Below are 17,206 nucleotides of genomic sequence, written 5' to 3'. Positions count from 1 at the left end.
GCCCTGCAATCCTCCTTTCCAAATACGATTTGGTGTCTGTTCTTTATACACGTCGGAGGTAGGGTGCACTATACTGGCCTGTATAGCCCCAACTGGCCGAATACCCGTGTCTATACCTGCACACTTTCTAAAAATCCTCATTATCCTGTTCGGAGCCCTGTGCGGACTTGCGCCGGCCGCACTTTTGGCGGCACCGCAGCCACTAACCGCAGGCTGGGAATACCGCTGGGGCGACTTACCCTTAACTGTGGAAGGAACACCTGACTGGGCCCTTGCACAGCAGCCAGAACAGTGGCATGCCATTGATTTCCCTTCTAACCCCTCAGGCCGAAATGGCCAGGATCAGGTGTGGTATCGGGTAACCCTGCCCGCGGGTGACTGGCAAGATCCCGTGCTTTATATCCTGAGTATCGATTTGATTGTTCAGGTGTGGCTGGATGGTGAAAACATCTACCAATACGGCACCTTCGACAAAGATGGTCGGGGCAAATTCGAAGGCTGGCCCTGGCACAAAATAACTCTGCCAGAGGGTTACGAGAATAAAACGCTGTATTTCCGCGTGTTTTCTGATTACACGGACATAGGCCTTTGGGGTGAAGTGAGCCTCATGGATCACTCAGAGTTAATTCTGCATATCCTTAACAGCTCTCTGGAGGCCCTGCTTGTTGCCGGGTTCTCTCTGCTGGTGGCGTTGCTCGCACTGATACTTTCCCTGCTGCAGGGCGGCAGGAAAACCTTTACCAGCATTGCTCTTTTTTCGCTGGCTTCGTCAGTGATGCTCCTTTCCGAAAGCTCAGCCAGCCAGCTGCTTGTGCCCGATGCCTTGATGTGGGATTACCTGGCCGCCGGGAGCTACTTTCTGCTGCCTGTTGGTCTTTGGCTTATGCTCGACCAATGGCTGGGTAGCGCCCGCCCGCCGCGAGCTATTTCAGTGATCTGGAAACTGCATCTTGTATACGCGCTGGGGGCGCTGAGCCTGGCGTTGACAGGTGTTATAGGCCTTTCGTTTACCTTCCCGCCCTTTGACGCTCTGTTTTTGTTGTCCCTCTTTTCAATGGCGCTGATAACCGCTCCGCGGATGCATTTAATGACCACTGAGCAGCAAGTTCTTGTGCTGGCTTGTGGCGTGTTCGGTGCTTTGTTGGTTGCAGACATGGCAGTAGCCCATGGTTTCATGCCATGGGTACAGGTACCCGTTGGCCTGGGTCTTCTCGTGTTTATATTAGCCGTCGTCATAATCTCGTTAAGACATTACGGGATGACCCAGCGAGCCCTGCAGGAGTTAACTGTTACACTTGAGCACCAAGTGGCTGAGCGAACCGAAAAAACAGAGAAGCTTTTGCAGCGAGAGCAGACCCGTGCTGAGGTTCTGGCGTTTGAAAATCAGAAAAGCCGGTTTTTTGCCGAGGTTGTTTCGGAACTGCAAGCATGCGTTAGCCTCGATCAGGCGTTTCAACGGCTCGCTGAGGATATGCCCAGTTTGTGCAGTCCCATCAAGGGTATGATATACCGGCGAACGGCCTTTGGTGGCTATGAGCGCCTTGCGCTTTGGGGCTACGGAGATTCACTGCCTGATCTGCCTCCTGCTATTGAGACGCTCAGCCATATGCCGCCCCCGGTTCATCTTCTTGCCGGCTCCATCGAGGAGGCTGAGGCGGCTTGCAAGAACAGCCGGGGACTGGTGTGCTTCTCTATCAATGTGGAGTTTATGGGCCATGGGCCAGCGCCGGAATGCTTGTTGCTGGTGGATGTAGACAGCATAAACAGCTCTGGGAAAACTGAAGGCGGCGCAGCAAGGTTAATGGCTTCAATCAACCTGGTGGTTGAACGAATTGGGGTAACGCTTTCAGGAATTTCACTCAAGGAAGACCTGCGCCGCTTCTCTTATGAAGACGCCCTCACGGGGCTTAAGAATCGCCGCTATTTTGATCAGTTGTTTGAACACGAAGCTACCGTAGCCCTACGCAAAGAACTGCCACTGTCGTTGTTGCTGGTTGATATAGACCACTTCAAGCAGTTTAACGACACCCATGGGCATGAAGCAGGTGACGCCGCACTGAAAGCATTCGCTGCAATACTGGAATCGCGTTTTCGTGGCAGCGATGTTGTCTGCCGCTACGGTGGCGAAGAGTTTGTGGTGATTCTGCCCGCATCAGATATAGCTGGAGCAAGAGAACGAGCTGAGCAACTGCGCGAAGCCGTGCGAAAAGAAACGGTGATATTTGAGGGCAAAGATCTCGGGTCCCTGACCATATCCATTGGCGCTGCGTCATGGCCGGGCAGTACGAACAATCCCGAGAAGCTGTTGAAGCTGGCAGATGAGATGCTATACAAAGCTAAAGCTGGGGGGCGAAATAAGGTTGAGGCGTTCCCGGATATCTAGCCGGCCGGTCCATGAAATGGGGGTCAAACCACCAGAACCGGGCACTTGGCCTGAGAGGCCACCCGGTGTGAAACACTACCGAGAAGCATCCCGTCTTTGTCACTATGTGTGCCTCGAGTTCCCACCACGATCAGATCTGCTTCTTTGTCTTGGGCAAATTTCACAATGACCTTTGATGGACGCCCCGATTTCACAAAGCCGCGAATCTTCGTTGCTCCGTGGTCAATAGCCATATCCTTGGCATGTTTGACCACTTCTTTAGCGTAATCAGACAGCACCTTGTCTGGAATATCCATGTCCGCAGGCCGGCCAATGGAGAGAGACGCTTCAAACAGGCTGTGGTGCTTGTACACGCAGAGAATGAAGATCTCGGTTTCAGGCATCAGTTTTTGAAACCCGATAGCCTTATCCAAAGCCTTGAGTGAGGTTTTGGACCCATCTACTGCCACCAGTATCCGTTTGAACATGCTTGTCTCCTTATAAATTCAGATCCAAGTGTGCGTCAGTCTGCAAAGGCAAGATCACGCAGGAACAGAGCGATCTGCGGGAAGGCAATGATCAGGCCAGCCGCCAGGATCAGCATGAAAATAAACGGAGGCGTGCCCCGGATAACTTCAAGGTACGGCCGTTTGAAGATCGCAATCGCTGTGAAGATGTCACAGCCAAACGGCGGCGTTGCCGATCCAATTGCAACCTGCAGGGTGATGAGTACACCCACCAGCACTGGGTCCAACCCCGTTGCCTGAATGGCAGGGGCGAAGATTGGCGTTAATACCAGGATGACGACAATGGGGTCTACAAACATGCAGGCGACAAAGAAGGCCACACAGATAGCGATAAGCACGCCCACCGGGCCGGCTTCGTTTACTCCAACAGATTCCAGGATTGCCTGGGGGATCTGGGCAAAGGAAATGATCCAGGAGAAACCGTTACCTACGGCCACCAGAATAAAGACCACGGCGGTGATCAGGCCGGTAGATTTGGCAATCTTGTAAACTTCACCAATCTTCAGAGAGCGGAATATGATGAATTCCAACAGGAATGCATAGAGTACGCACACCGCTGCAGCCTCTGTAGGGCTGAAAATACCGCCGTAGATACCACCCACAATGATAACCGGGAAAAACAGTGGCCAACTGGCATCACGAACTGAAAGCGCACGCTGGCGCCAGCTTGCCTTGGGCTCCGTGGGTACGTTGTTTTTGTAGGCGTAGAACAGGCAGTAAAGCGAGAACATGAACAGGATCAGGATGCCCGGGCCGACCCCCGCAATGAACAGTTCTGCAATGGATGTTTGGGAGATGACCCCATAGATAATCATGCCGATGCTGGGGGGTATCAGGAAGGCAATGTCGCTGGCGTTGATGATCAAAGCCAGAGTGAACGAATCGGAATAGCCGGCCTTCAGCATTTTAGGCCGTAGGGGAGAACCAACGGCCACAACGGTCGCCTGAGTAGAGCCGGAAACGGCACCGAAGAGAGTACAGGAAGTTGCGGTACTGATCGCCAGGCCGCCCTTGATATGGCCGATAAAGGCCATAACCATGTTAATCAATCTGTCCGCAGACTGGCCACGGGTCATTATGTCTGCAGCGAGAATGAACATGGGTACGGCAATCAGAGATGCGGGTCGAATTCCCCCCATCATCTGTTGAATAAACGTGCCCATCTGGCCGAAGCCGTCGAACATCATTACAAAGCCAACGACGGCGGCGGTCGTCAGTGGGATCATCATCGGGAAACCGAGCAGCAGCAGCCCGATCATGATGATCATTAGAATAGTCGCCATAGGTGTGCCCTTTTTTATCGTGCCCGGTGTAAAACCGGATCAGACTTCCGATTCTGAATCAGCGTATCCGTCGATCACTCCGGTGGAGAGATAAACATCCTCAGTGGTGAAGTTCTTGATTGCTGTGAGGAAATACTGAATGCCAGTCACGGCAAAGCCCACAGGCACCCAGATATAAATCCACCAGATCTCAAAACCCAACGCCGGCAAAATGCGGCCACGGCTGTAAAGAGTCTCGATGTATCCGTAGGAGTGGTAGCACAGGAAGAACATTACCGCAGAAGTAAACAGGGCGATGAAGATCATCAGCACCTTGCGGCCTTTGGCTGGTAGTGCATCGTAAACCGCAGACATCCGAATGTGACGCCCGTAACGCGCCGCGTACCCGATGCCGGCAAAGGTCACGAGAATAATCAGGATGCGATTGATTTCGCCCGAGAAGAAAAAGCCCTCTCCAAACACAAATCGCGCAATAACGTTTACAACGGTATTGATGGCCATGAGGATAATGCCTGTGGCCAAAATGACGGCCTCGGCATTGGCAATCCAACCGTCTATGGTTCCCAGAAACCCGGGCAGACCGGACTCAAAAGGACCGGTGTCGTCATCTATCTCCGGGGTGTTCTCCGACATGGGATCTGCTCCGGTTCATGTCGCTCCCGACCGGTCACTAATGCTTGGCGGGGCGGGGTTAGTTCTATGGAGTGTCCGCCGGCGAGAGCCGACGGACACAGGAGCAATGCAAGAATATTACTTTTGCACTTCTTTCAGGTCTTTCTTGAACTGGTTTAGCAGTTGTTCGCCGCCCTTGCCAGTCATCTCAATGAACTTTTTCTCTACTTGAGGAGCGCGAGCCTTGAACGCTTTGATCTGCTCTTCGTTCAGGCGCGTGACAGTAACTTCGTCACTGGCGGCCTGGATTTTCGCGAGAGCTTCATCCGCCAAACCATCGATATGGGTGATGATTTTTTCAAAAGCATAATCTGCTGCATCCTGGATGAGCTTCTTGTCCTCATCTTTGAGGCCATCGTAAAAATCCTTGTTGGCCATTGCAGCAGTTGTGAACCAGCCGTGACCGGTGTAGATCAGGTTAGGAGACACTTCGTACAGCCCGCCTGACTCGATCCAGAAAATCGGGTTTTCCTGACCGTTGATCATGTTGGTCTGCAGAGCACCGTAAACTTCGCCCCAAGGCAGCGGCGTTGGTGTTGCGCCGAACGCAGAGTAGGTTTCAGACAACAGTGGGTTGGTCATAACCCGGATCTTCTTGTTCTTCATACCTTCAGGCGTTGTGACTGGCTCATCCAGCGTGATAACAAACTCACCTTCCGGGTACATCTGCAGAAGCTCAAGGCCTTTCTCGGCATAAAGCTTCGGAAAGTCTTCGTTGATGGCCTTACTCTCACGGAAGAAATCAATAACCGTGCTTATATCTGTGGGCATCAGGTAGGGGATAAAGAAGATCTGTGCTTCAGGAATCAGAGCACCGGTAAAGCCAGGCGACTGGTTAACAAAGTTCAGAATGCCTGCCTGGGTTTGTTCCATGATGTCATCAGACTCACCCAGCTCGCCAAAACGATAAATCTGGAGCGTGTGGTCGGAGTTCTCTTCGATGTATTCCTTGAATTTATATGCGTATACATCCTGTACGTCGCCTTCATACTCTTCGTGAGCGTAGCGCCAGTTTGCTGCGTTCACAGAGTTTGCTGCGGTCATTGCCGCGAATGCGAACGCTGAAATTCCGGCCAGTTTCTTGAGTTTACTCATGCTGCTCATCGGGTTTTCTCCGTTCATTTTTCTTCAGACATTTATTGTTACATTAGTAGAGACTGGCAAAACTTACCGACTTTCGCAAGAAAATGGCCTGTTTGGTTCCATATTGGCCAATATGTGTTCGATTACTGGATGCCGGCTCTGGAAAGGAATGCCCGGAATTCCTTGGTGATCCGTTCAAGGCTGTTGGCAAGGCGGTGACCATCGGGGAGCAGCAGCGTTGGCAATGCCTGTTTTCGGGCCAGCTCAATAACGGGCATTGGGGGCACAACATCATCATCCCAGCCGTGGATGATCTGCACATGTTTGGCTTGTATGCGTGGGCTGGATTGCGGGTAGCCCTCCATTGCCAACGCCGGTGCCAGCAGAAAGCAACCCAGGACCGGGGTTTGCTCACTGGTTTGTGCGCAAACCCAGCCACCCATGCTGGAGCCCGCAAGAATAATGTTGCAGGGATCTGCACCACTGGCGGCTATGGCGTCTTGCATCTGGGTAAGGCGAGTGGCCGGGTCTTTGGTGCTTCTATGGTCTATGGCGTGCGCCCGGACGTCTTCAAAGGACTCGGCCAAGGCTTTGAGGGCCTGAATTTTGGTTCCGCCGGGACCGCTCTCCATACCATGGGAGAGGAAAATGTGTGTAATGCGTTTATTCATGGCGCTTTAGTCTTCCCGGGTTCCATTAAGTATGTCGAGTGCATGCCGCCGTTTTTCTGGATCATAAATATCCACGGTAAACATAAGCTCATCCACGTCCACACTGGCCAGTAGTTCGTTGATTTGGGTTTTGATAGCCGCGGCATCGCCAAGCAGTTGCAGCCCCAGAAAATCCTTAACAGTCGCTTGTTCAGCTGGGTTCCAAAGGCCATCCATCGATTCCACCGGCTCTTTCATCCAAAGGGGCTGTCCCCGGAAAAGCGCCAGAATTCTCTGGTAGCTGGTGGTCGCAAGGTACTTTGCTTCCTCGGTGCTTGCCGAAGGTACGGCGGGAACCGCCAGCATGCTGTAAGGCTTTTGCAGCTGATCGGAAGGCTGGAAGTTATCCTGGTACACCTTCAGAGCCTCACGGTACAGGCGCGGAGCAAAATGCCCGGCAAAGGCATAGGGTAGGCCGCGCATAGCCGCTAGCTGTGCGCTGTAGAGGCTGGAGCCTAATAGCCAGATCGGCACCTTGGTACCTGCACCTGGAATGGCTTTCACTGCTTGGCCTGGCTTTAGCGGGCCAAGGAGTGACTGTAGTTGCGCAACATCTTCCGGGAATTGTTCCGCGCCCAAGCCATCTCGGCGCAGGGCACGAGCCGTTATTTGGTCGGTGCCCGGCGCGCGGCCAAGACCCAGGTCAATACGGCCGGGGTAAATGCTTTCGAGCGTTCCGAATTGCTCTGCAATCACCAGAGGTGGGTGGTTAGGCAGCATTACACCGCCGGAGCCAACCCGAATGGTTTGGGTTTTGCCTGCGATGAGACCAATTAGTACAGAGGTCGCGGAGCTGCTGATACCCTCCATATTATGGTGCTCCGCCAGCCAGAACCGCTTGAAGCCGAGGCGTTCAGCATGTTGAGCATAGGCTACGCTGTTCTCTAAGGTGTTGCCGACGGAATCGCCTTCGCGAACTGACGCTAGCTCTAATAGTGAGTATTCAGGATGGTTGCTCATGCTGCTCCCCGTTGGGCCATCAGGCTCTATTGATCGTGGGTATGACCAGTGAATATGGTGCTTGGGTGTGAGGGTTTCAAGTTATGCTGTTAATGTCTGAAATAATCTGTGGGAAATGCCGGAATACATAAGGAAAAGACGATGAAGCCTATTATGAGTGCCTGTCTAACCCTGTCACTGACTCTGGGAGGCGTTGCCATGGCACAGGACACAACTCCACTTTCCGCGCAGGATTCAGCTCCCGATGTACTCGGCTGGATGCAGGGCTTTCCACCGGCGGCTGACAAGACCATTCGCTTTACTGACCCGGACTTTTTTACGTTTCCCAAGCTGCGCTGGACGGTCTGCCACTTCCGCGAAATGATGCCGACTGTTGTTGTTCGCAATGGTACTGAGGGCACACGAGAACTGCCTGTTGATCTGGATGCCGGTTTGGATGCGGTCGAGTTTGTGCCGCTCGGAGGGAGTGAGCCCATGACGTGGGATGCTGCTTTCGATGTGAATTACACGGATGGCATTCTGGTTCTGCACAAGGGCCGCATTGTTTACGAGCGCTATAATGGCTGCCTGGATGAAAATACGCTGCATGGAGTAATGTCCGTCACCAAGTCACTCACAGGCCTGCTCGGTGAGATTTTGGTGGCGGAAGGCCGACTCGATGAAGACGCCAAGGTCGCCACATTGATCCCGGAACTGAAGGACAGCGCATTTGGCGACGCGACAGTGCGACAAGTCATGGACATGACAACAGCACTGGATTACTCGGAAGATTCAACAGATCCAAATGCGGAATTCTGGGCGTATGCCTTGGCAGGTAGCCCGCTACCGAAGCCGGACGGCTACACCGGCCCACGCAGCTATTTTGAGTATCTGCAAACCGTAAAGAAAAAAGGCGCGCACGGTGAAGCCTTCGGCTACCGGACGATCAACGCCGACGCGCTTAGCTGGCTGATTGCACGTACCACAGGCAAGTCGGTGGCTGAGCTTTTATCCGAACGCATCTGGAGCCGGCTCGGCACTGAACGCGAAGCTTTCTTTACGGTTGACTCCATCGGCACGCCGTTCGCAGGTGGTGGATTCAATGCAACCTTGAGAGATATGGCGCGGCTTGGGCAGATGATGCTTGATGAGGGGCAGGTGAGCGGTGAGCAAATCATACCGGCCGCGGCTGTCGCGAGCATTCGTAACGGCGGTAAGAAAGAGACGTTTGCAAAGGCAGACTACACAACTCTCCCCGGCTGGAGTTATGGCGGCTTGTGGTGGATCAGCAATGACGACCACGGTGCATACGCAGCGCGCGGCGTACATGGGCAAACCGTCTGGATCAATCCGGCCGCTAACATGGTTATAGTGCGGCTTGGCTCGAACCCGGTTGCCGCAAATACGGCTAACGACCCAACTTCGTTGCCAGCCTACCGGGCGGTTGCCGACTACCTCATGGCGCAAGAGCAGGTGGGTCGCCTCCCAATCACCGAAGCATCGTCACGCCCATCACAGTGAAGAAGGAAACGGTTGTGCAGCAAAACGCTTATTATGAAGACGACACCACCTTGGCCCAGTACCTGGAGTTTCACTTTGGTGAGCAGTGGCATGGCGAAGCCAACTTTCCCAGAGGGCTGGCAAGAGTAGCCATAGAGGCCATGGATGGGCGCACTATGGGGAAAGCTCTGGATATTGGTTGTGCCTGCGGGCGCACCAGTTTTGAGTTGGCTCGGGCGTTTGCCCATGTGGATGGCATCGATTTCTCCAGCAAGTTTGTGGAGCAGTGCCAGGTAATGGCCAGAGATAAAGTGGTTCGCTACGCCCGGCCGGAAGAAGGCTCATTGGTAACGTATCAGGAGCGCACTCTAGCGTCTTTGGATTTGGAAGAGGCCGCTGAGCGGGTGGCTTTCCATCAAGGGGACGCTTGCGACCTCAAGCCTGAGTTCACAGGATACGATCTGGTGCTGGCAGGCAACCTCATAGACCGGCTTTACGACCCCCCGCTCTTTTTGACACGCATTCATGAGCGCATGAATGATGATGGGCTCTTGCTGATTGCCTCTCCTTACACCTGGCTGGAGGAGCACACCCCTAAAGAAAAGTGGGTGGGAGGCTTCCAGAAAGATGGTGAGAATTACGGCACGTTTGATGGCCTGCGCGACATGCTGGCGCCGCACTTCACCTTGCTGATGGAGTCGCGAAGCCTACCGTTTGTGATCCGTGAAACGCGCAACAAGTTCCAGCACAGCTTTTCCGAGCTGACAATCTGGGAGAAAAACAGGTCGGATTAGCTATAGATGCACTTCGGGTAAGGCTCAAAAGTACAAGTGCCGGGCAAGCGAAAAATATAATAGCTTACGAACGACTTAGATCACGTCGACTTGACGGAAGCTATGGTGCGTAAAGTGCACTTTGATTGATAATGTGCGCCCCAAACTTTTGAGCCAGATCCCATGACTGAAAACAGTAGTTCCGAAAAACTGCCGTTCCGGCGTTGTTCTATTCGTGTAATTGCCCCTTCCAGCATTTTTGCAAAAGTAGCTTTAGTCTTTTTTGCAGTCTTCTCATTTGGTTTCAGTGCGCTGGCCAGCGCTGCAGAATCCAATGCTCAAAGCCTTACCCATCATCCTGTTGGCTATATTTCTATCATCATCTTTGTCATCGCCATGGCATTCGTGATGCTGGAAGAAAAGCTGCACCTGCGCAAATCCAAGCCGGTGTTGCTGGCGGCGGGTTTGATCTGGTTCCTGGTTGCCGGCGCGGCAGCCATGAGTGGCGATACGGAAAGCGCTAATGCAGCCTTGAAGCACAACCTGCTTGAATACTCAGAGCTTCTTCTATTCTTGTTGGTGGCCATGACATACATAAATGCCATGGAAGAGCGTCAGCTGTTTGATGCCTTGCGTGGCTGGCTGGTAAGCAGAGGCTTTAGCTATCTCAGCCTGTTCTGGATTACCGGCCTGTTGGCATTCTTTATATCGCCTATTGCAGACAACCTGACTACCGCCCTATTGATGTGTGCTGTGCTGCTGAAAGTCGGTGAAAACAGCCCAAGATTTATCGGTCTCGGTTGTATCAATATTGTGGTCGCAGCCAACGCCGGTGGTGCCTTCTCGCCCTTTGGCGACATCACAACGCTGATGGTTTGGCAGAAGGGCGTGGTTGAGTTTACGGAGTTCTTCAGGCTGTTTATTCCGTCGGCTGTTAACTTCCTCGTGCCAGCCATTATCATGAGCTTTGCTATCCCCCGCGAACAGCCTCAGGATGCATCGGATCCCGTAATCATGAAGCGCGGCGCTCGTCGCACAGTAGTGCTGTTTCTGCTCACCATTACCACAGCTGTGCTAGGCCACAACTTCCTGCATCTGCCCGCCGTAGTCGGCATGATGATGGGCCTGGCCTACCTGCAGTTCCTGAGTTATTACCTGCAACTCAGCTTCAAACGTGGCGTTGCCCGTGAGCGGGTTTGGGCTGAAAACCATAAAAATACACGCTTGCTCGCCCGGCTCGACAAGGCGGTGCCTTTCGACATATTCAACCCAATGGCGCGCACAGAATGGGATACGCTGCTGTTCTTCTACGGAGTTGTGCTGTGTGTGGGCGGGCTTGGGTATATCGGCTACCTCGCCGAGGTTTCCCAGTTGCTGTATACCGACTGGAATGCAACGGGTGCCAACATTGCGGTGGGTGTTATATCTGCGATTGTGGATAACATCCCGGTGATGTTTGCCGTGCTTTCGATGGAGCCAGATATGTCTCATGGCCAGTGGCTGCTGGTTACGCTTACCGCGGGTGTTGGCGGATCCATGCTATCTATAGGCTCTGCCGCAGGTGTTGCGTTGATGGGCCAGGCCAGAGGCTATTACACTCTGATGTCACACCTGCGCTGGGCGCCGGTTATTGCTCTCGGTTATGCTGCGTCCATCGCAACCCACATGTGGCTTAACGCACACTTGTTTTGATGTGCCTGGCACGGAGCCCGTTCCGGGCTCCGTTGCTCAAGCATCAATTCCTGCCGCGCATCAGCGCATGGTTTTCAGGGCTGTGGCCCATTTTTCCATTTCGGTCAGCATTGCGGTAGCGGATGGGTCAATCAGGTCGTTGGAATGAAACACCTTGTCGTCATCTAAATGGTTCCAGGCCATGGGCACCATCACGCCTTCAACCATCGGCATCATCTTCAGGGTATTGACCAGTTGGCGAGCCAGTGTTGCTGCGCGAATACCACCTGCAGCGCCGCCATAGCTAACGAAGCCGCAGGGCTTGTAGTTCCATTCTGTGTAAACGTAATTCAGAGCGTTCACAAAGGCTGGCGGTGGGCAGTAGTTGTATTCTGGCGTTACAAACACAAAGGCATCGGCTGAGTTAACGCTTTCAGACCAGCGTTTCGTATGTTCGTGTTCGTATATGCCCGAGCGCGGGTGGTTGGCTTCGTTGTAAACGGGAAGATCAAAGTCAGCCAAATCTACTAGTTCGCAGTCAAAGCCGGAGTTGTTTGTCGCAAACTCGTGGAACCAGGTTGCGATGGATGGGCCAATACGGCCAGGGCGTGTGCTGCAAATTACGATATTCAGTTTAAGTGCCATGAACAATGTCCTGAATGGGTGGGAGTGCCTTGCCAAAACCGGCGGTACAAGATGTGCTTTAAATCTAGATGTTCGCGTCTATTACTTCAAACGAAGCATTTTGAGAGAGATGAACAGGAAATCCGATCAAGTGCGCTGGTCGGGTTGGAGTGTTGTGCCTACGAGCTTTTCCAATTGAGTTGCTGACATGGGTTTGCCAAATGCCCAGCCCTGAGCCAGCGGTACACCCATTTCTGCAATAACCGCCGCTTGTGCGCTTGTTTCCACGCCCTCGGCAACAACATCCATGCCCAGTTCGTTCGCAATACGCACCATTAACGGCACAAGCGCTGCTCCCAGCCCGCCGGTATCGATATCAAATACAAAACTACGGTCAATTTTCAGCGTGTTGCAACCCAGATCCCGCACCTTGGAAAGGTTGGAATAGCCGGTACCAAAGTCGTCCACTGCCAGTTCAAAGCCATTTTGTTTAATCCACTGGATGCAATCTTTTGCGGTGGCTGTATCCAGGTGTTCGTCTTCGGTGATTTCGAAAGCGATATTAAACCTCGATGCCGCAAGGGCCAGGGAAATATCGGCGTCCTTCAGCCTGCTCTGGGCAATATCTGATGGAAATAGATTGATGTTTACCTTGAAACCGTCGGGCAGCCCGGTCCTGGAGTGCAGGTCGTCCAGGGTTTTCTGCATGATCAGTTGGGTAAATGGCCAACTTTGACCCGCTTTAGCTAACGTTGGGATGAACTCATCAGGGTAAAGGGGGCCAACTGCATCGTGAAACCGGGCCAGCACCTCGCACCCAATAATTTTGCCACTCTTCAGATCGACGATAGGTTGATAGAGAGGGAAGTAGGCGTTGTGCTGTAAACCTCTGATTGTCCTTTGTCCTGTGCTGAGCCGTCTTTTTAAAAGCAACCAGCTTACAAGGCTTGAACCCGAGCCTAATACCAGGCCGGTAATGCCCAGGAACGCCGCGAGCGACGGGTTTTGAGCCAGAAGATCTGCGTGCTCTATCTCAAGGCCTGCACAGTATGGAATATCGTTGCTGCAGGCCTCTGAGTATGTGGTTGTCGGCGTGACAACGTGTCCGGATTTCGCGCCCAGATTGCGAAACACTTCGCGGCTGCCATAGGCATGTCGGGTGTCTGGCTGACTGCTGCGATATACCACTTGCCAGCGGTTGCTATTGGACGCTAATCGCTCCAGCCATCGGGTATCGAAAATCACATTAAAATGGCCCTTCTGGATTATAGGCGCAGTGATTTCTCCATCGAAAAGCACAAGTTGAGCGTCGGGTCGGAATTTGAAGCCGTTTCTGCCAGTGAAGTCCCACGGGCCCTGCTCAAAAGGTGTTTGCAAAACCCCTTGGCCAGTTGTGCACAGCACGGCATTGTTTTTGACAAAACCGATATCTTTCACGCGGCTCGCAAGAAAAAGCTCCCGTTGCATGGCTTGCAGCATCTCGTCGTGGCAGTGATCAAACCCTTGGCCGTTAAGGCGATTAATAATCAAACGGCTCTCTAGTGCTATTTTCGCAGCTTCGGAAGTGAGGGCGTTCAGTTTTTCAGATTGGGAAGCAAGAGTGCTTTGAACTGCCAGGGTGATGGTGAAAGCAGCGTACAGAGAAAATACAAATAGGCCGGAAAGCGCGACGATCAAAGCGTGTGTCCATCGAAAATGTTGATCAGCTGTCGGCATGTTCAAAGCTTCGTTGAGGGAGTGTGCTCACTATAGTTGAAGATGGTTTAAGTGGGAAAGTTGTGGCCCCTGGCGCTTTTGATATTCGGTTATTTGGACTGGCGGAAACCATAAAACAGTTATGCAAAAGTTTAAATATATCGCATTTCAAAGATGAGTCAGTGCCTAAGTGCGCTCTCTTCTAACCCCTGTGGCACAAGGTGTTTAAAGAATTGCCCAGAGATTCTGTATTTCTGAGCATCGGTTGTGCTCGCTTTGTTTGATGTTCATCAATAGTGTTTTGTGTGGCGCGTCACCTTCCACAGCGAATGCGTGCCAGCTCAAAACCAACAATAAACAAGCAGGAATCATCATGCGTCAGAGAACGAAGCTCTCACAACTCTTTACCGTTTCAGCATTAGCCAGCGGGTTGCTGCTGGCTGGCTGTGGCGACGACGGTAAGGATGGCAAAGATGCCGTTGCCGGAAATGTAGGCCCGACTGTTGTGGCAACAACCACTTCTGGCTTTACCATCACTAACGATGCCATTTTTGTGGCACCAGATGCGGTTACGGGTGATGACATCACCGAAGCGCTAGCTCTCGCATTGTTTGACCTTCCAGAAAATGCCTTAGTGGTTCTGCCTAAAGGGCGCTTTACTGTTACCGAGGGCATTATCGTTAACAGTGCGCAGGGACTTACGATTGCCGGGCATGGCATTAACGAAACAATTCTTGATTTCGGTGGCTCCAATGGGGATGACGCCTTTCGTTTCACCGGTGGCAATGGCATTACCATCCGGGACCTGGGAGTTTATGAAGCGCCGAAAAACGGCATCAAGACGCTCGGTGTTGACGGTATACACATAACCTACACCGCCACCGTATGGGAAGGCCCATTGGAAGCCGATAACGGCGCCTATGGTCTTTATCCGCTCAACAGCAAGAACGTGTTGATGGAAAACAACTACGCCTACGGCTCCGCCGATGCGGGAATCTATGTTGGCCAATCAGAGAACATCGTGGTTCGGAATAACACTGCCAAGAACAACGTGGCCGGGATCGAAATAGAAAACTCCAGCATGGCCGATGTTTATAACAACATTGCTGTTGGGAACTCCGGCGGTATTCTGTCATTTGATCTGCCCGGGCTCGTAAAGGCTTATGGCAGCAACGTGCGGATCTTTAGCAACCAGATCTATGCCAATAATGCGGAGAACGTGGGGGCTGGAACGGTTGGCGAAGTGCCACCGGGAACAGGGGTAATAGTGCTGGCTGCCAGCGATGTGGAAATCTACAACAACCAGATTACGGACAACGAGACTACTGCGATTGCGATCACCAGCTATTTCCTGATTGATGACGATGTGGCAGGTTATCCGGCCGAATTTGGTGCGACCATGGCGGATGGTTGGAGCCCGACGGTGAAAAACGTCTATATGCACAACAACACCATTGCTCGTAACGGGGGTAACCCTCGTGGTGCTTTGCTGCAGCCGATCATTGATGGTTATACGTCAGCCTTTAATAATTCGGGAATGGAGCAAACCTTTCCGGCCATCCTCTACGATGGTATCGGTGAGCTGTTATCAAATTTTGGCGCTCAGGGAATAGGAGGGTTTAACGCCATTGTGGGGCCAGATGCTGCAGCTGACGGAGTGAACTATGATCCATATGGCGCCGGCGATCTGATCTGTGCGAACAGCAATATCAATGGAAATTCAGCGCCAGAGTACGACCAGGTTAACACTGGCCTGGTTTATCCTGTTGATCCCGCCGATGCGACGTTCGATGGCAATGGCGATCCTGCACCACAACTGTTGATCGAACCGATGATTGGCACCAATTATCTTTCCTGCACCCAGCCGCGCCTTGCGCCGGCGAAAGTGACCTTCAGAAACAACGTATATGGCTGTACCGGGGATGATCTGGCAGAAGCGGCTTGCGCGCTGTAACCAGGCTCTCTCAGCTGTTCGCTACATTGTAATAATCAATAACGGCGTGCCGCCGGGCAAATTTGCCCCGGCGACATGCCGCTGTACGAGAGCGTTACCTATGAGAAATAACAATAATACGACAGCAGTTATTCTGGCTACATCTCTATTTCTGGCCGCGTGTGGTGGTGGCGGAGACGAAGGCGGCGACTCTAGTGGTGGCACGCCTCCACCCACGGGGGGAGCTCTGAATGCCGGGGCGGGCTCACCCACAGGTGCAGTGGGCGACTGCAGTGCCACCACAGCCGGAGTTAACTGGGATGCGTTGATGACGAAAGCTTGTCCCAAGCTATCCGATTACAACCTGTTTACTGATGCCAGTGACCCAACCACCGGGCCTTCCCGGGGTGGTGTCCCCTATGATTTGTCCACTGCCTTGTTCTCGGATTACACCAGCAAGTATCGATTTATCTATGTTCCGGAGGGTAAACAGGCCGGTTACAGTGTTTCAGAGGTACTGGATTTCCCTGTAGGAACCGTAATAAGTAAAACCTTTGCACTACCCGACAATACAGCCATGCGTGATGGCAACGAGTTGGTTATTGAAACCCGGCTGTTAATTCACCGCACCGACGGGTGGTATGCACTTCCTTATTACTGGTCATCCGAGTCCGATGCGACTCTGGCCATTGCTGGGAAGCGCTTGGTGGATCTCAAAACCATCAACAATCAGGGCGAGGAAATTACCTTTGACTATTCCGTTCCCAAGCAAGCGGACTGCAGCTCCTGTCATGCTATCGTGCCCGGCGAGGCTGGCGACCAGATATTTCTACCGATTGGGCCAAAGGCGCGCTACTTGAATACGGATCATACCTACCCTGACGGCACCGTGTATAACCAGCTTCAGTACATGGCTGAAGGTGGGTTATTGGCCGATCTGCCATCCAATTTCCAGAGTGTCGAAAAAGCGCCTGTATTTAATGATGAGGTATCTATTCCGTCGCTCAGTTCGAACGAGCTAGACGATGCTGCTCGCGCCTATCTCGATATAAATTGCGCACATTGTCATCGCGCAGATCTGACTCTACCAGCCGGTTATGCAGGCGCAGCTGGCACCAGCGGTGTGCAACTGGAATACGGTCGGGATTACGCAACAGATCCAGGCAAATTTGGTGTCTGCAAGACCCCGGTTGCCGGGGGCAAGGATGGTTATCCGTTCGATGTGATTCCAGGTAACCCTGATGACTCTTATCTGTTATTCCGTATGACAACAGTGGATAACCGCCACAAAATGCCCGAGCTAGCTCGTAACACTGCCCACCAAGAAGGAACGGCGCTTATTCGTAGTTGGATTGATCAATTGCCTTCGGCAGGATGTTCTCCTTCCACGCCATAAACCTCACGTTTAGCCTGGAATATACAGTGCCGAACGAG

General features: G+C 52.7%; 14 protein-coding genes. 6 read left to right on the top strand and 8 right to left on the bottom strand.

Annotated features, from left to right (window positions below; all coding sequences use genetic code 11):
- Positions 1-106: 106 nt before the first annotated feature.
- The gene (locus tag Q0824_RS12200; protein ID WP_298450876.1) at positions 107-2,383 is read left to right on the top strand and encodes a GGDEF domain-containing protein; all 2,277 of its coding nucleotides are present in this window, start codon (positions 107-109) and stop codon (positions 2,381-2,383) included.
- Between the two features lie 23 nt (positions 2,384-2,406).
- On the opposite strand, the gene Q0824_RS12195 is transcribed toward Q0824_RS12200, so the two are convergent.
- From Q0824_RS12195 to Q0824_RS12170, 6 genes are all read right to left on the bottom strand, one after another.
- Positions 2,407-2,850 (bottom strand): universal stress protein, encoded by a 444-nt coding sequence (locus Q0824_RS12195; protein ID WP_298450872.1) that lies wholly within the window; start codon positions 2,848-2,850, stop codon positions 2,407-2,409.
- A gap of 35 nt (positions 2,851-2,885) precedes the next feature.
- Complete coding sequence (locus tag Q0824_RS12190; RefSeq protein ID WP_298450869.1) at positions 2,886-4,172, bottom strand: TRAP transporter large permease; 1,287 nt, start codon at positions 4,170-4,172, stop codon at positions 2,886-2,888.
- Positions 4,173-4,211: 39 nt separating this feature from the next.
- Entirely contained in the window at positions 4,212-4,805 is a 594-nt protein-coding gene (locus tag Q0824_RS12185) for a TRAP transporter small permease (RefSeq protein ID WP_298450866.1), read from the bottom strand.
- 117 nt (positions 4,806-4,922) lie between these two features.
- Entirely contained in the window at positions 4,923-5,948 is a 1,026-nt protein-coding gene (gene dctP, locus Q0824_RS12180) for a TRAP transporter substrate-binding protein DctP (RefSeq protein ID WP_298450862.1), read from the bottom strand.
- A 122-nt stretch (positions 5,949-6,070) separates the two neighbouring features.
- The gene (locus Q0824_RS12175) at positions 6,071-6,598 is read right to left on the bottom strand and encodes a YqiA/YcfP family alpha/beta fold hydrolase (RefSeq protein WP_298450859.1); all 528 of its coding nucleotides are present in this window, start codon (positions 6,596-6,598) and stop codon (positions 6,071-6,073) included.
- A gap of 6 nt (positions 6,599-6,604) precedes the next feature.
- Positions 6,605-7,597: an LLM class flavin-dependent oxidoreductase gene (locus tag Q0824_RS12170; RefSeq protein WP_298450855.1), complete on the bottom strand. Its 993-nt coding sequence runs from the start codon at positions 7,595-7,597 to the stop codon at positions 6,605-6,607.
- A 141-nt stretch (positions 7,598-7,738) separates the two neighbouring features.
- On the opposite strand from Q0824_RS12170, the gene Q0824_RS12165 reads away from it, so the two are divergent.
- From Q0824_RS12165 to nhaD, 3 genes are all read left to right on the top strand, one after another.
- Positions 7,739-9,097, top strand: a complete 1,359-nt coding sequence (locus Q0824_RS12165; RefSeq protein WP_298450852.1) for a serine hydrolase — start codon at positions 7,739-7,741, stop codon at positions 9,095-9,097.
- A gap of 14 nt (positions 9,098-9,111) precedes the next feature.
- Complete coding sequence (locus tag Q0824_RS12160) at positions 9,112-9,870, top strand: putative 4-mercaptohistidine N1-methyltransferase (protein WP_298450850.1); 759 nt, start codon at positions 9,112-9,114, stop codon at positions 9,868-9,870.
- A 162-nt stretch (positions 9,871-10,032) separates the two neighbouring features.
- Entirely contained in the window at positions 10,033-11,541 is a 1,509-nt protein-coding gene (gene nhaD / locus Q0824_RS12155; RefSeq protein WP_298450847.1) for a sodium:proton antiporter NhaD, read from the top strand.
- Between the two features lie 60 nt (positions 11,542-11,601).
- Here the strand turns inward: nhaD and Q0824_RS12150 are convergent, their stop codons facing one another.
- Together Q0824_RS12150 and Q0824_RS12145 are read right to left on the bottom strand one after the other, a co-directional pair.
- Entirely contained in the window at positions 11,602-12,165 is a 564-nt protein-coding gene (locus Q0824_RS12150; protein ID WP_298450844.1) for an NAD(P)H-dependent oxidoreductase, read from the bottom strand.
- A gap of 126 nt (positions 12,166-12,291) precedes the next feature.
- Positions 12,292-13,860, bottom strand: coding sequence for an EAL domain-containing protein (locus Q0824_RS12145; RefSeq protein WP_298450841.1), 1,569 nt, complete (start codon positions 13,858-13,860; stop codon positions 12,292-12,294).
- 352 nt (positions 13,861-14,212) lie between these two features.
- Here Q0824_RS12145 and Q0824_RS12140 point away from each other — a divergent pair, with 352 nt between their 5' ends.
- Both Q0824_RS12140 and Q0824_RS12135 read left to right on the top strand, forming a co-directional pair.
- Complete coding sequence (locus Q0824_RS12140; protein WP_298450838.1) at positions 14,213-15,793, top strand: parallel beta-helix domain-containing protein; 1,581 nt, start codon at positions 14,213-14,215, stop codon at positions 15,791-15,793.
- A 100-nt stretch (positions 15,794-15,893) separates the two neighbouring features.
- Positions 15,894-17,168 carry an SO2930 family diheme c-type cytochrome gene (locus tag Q0824_RS12135; protein WP_298450835.1) on the top strand — a complete coding sequence of 425 codons (1,275 nt, stop codon included), beginning with the start codon at positions 15,894-15,896 and terminating at the stop codon, positions 17,166-17,168.
- Positions 17,169-17,206: the final 38 nt, after the last annotated feature.

This window comes from uncultured Marinobacter sp. (assembly GCF_947488835.1).
GTDB lineage: Bacteria > Pseudomonadota > Gammaproteobacteria > Pseudomonadales > Oleiphilaceae > Marinobacter.
This window is presented reverse-complemented; position numbering and strand designations above follow the sequence as displayed.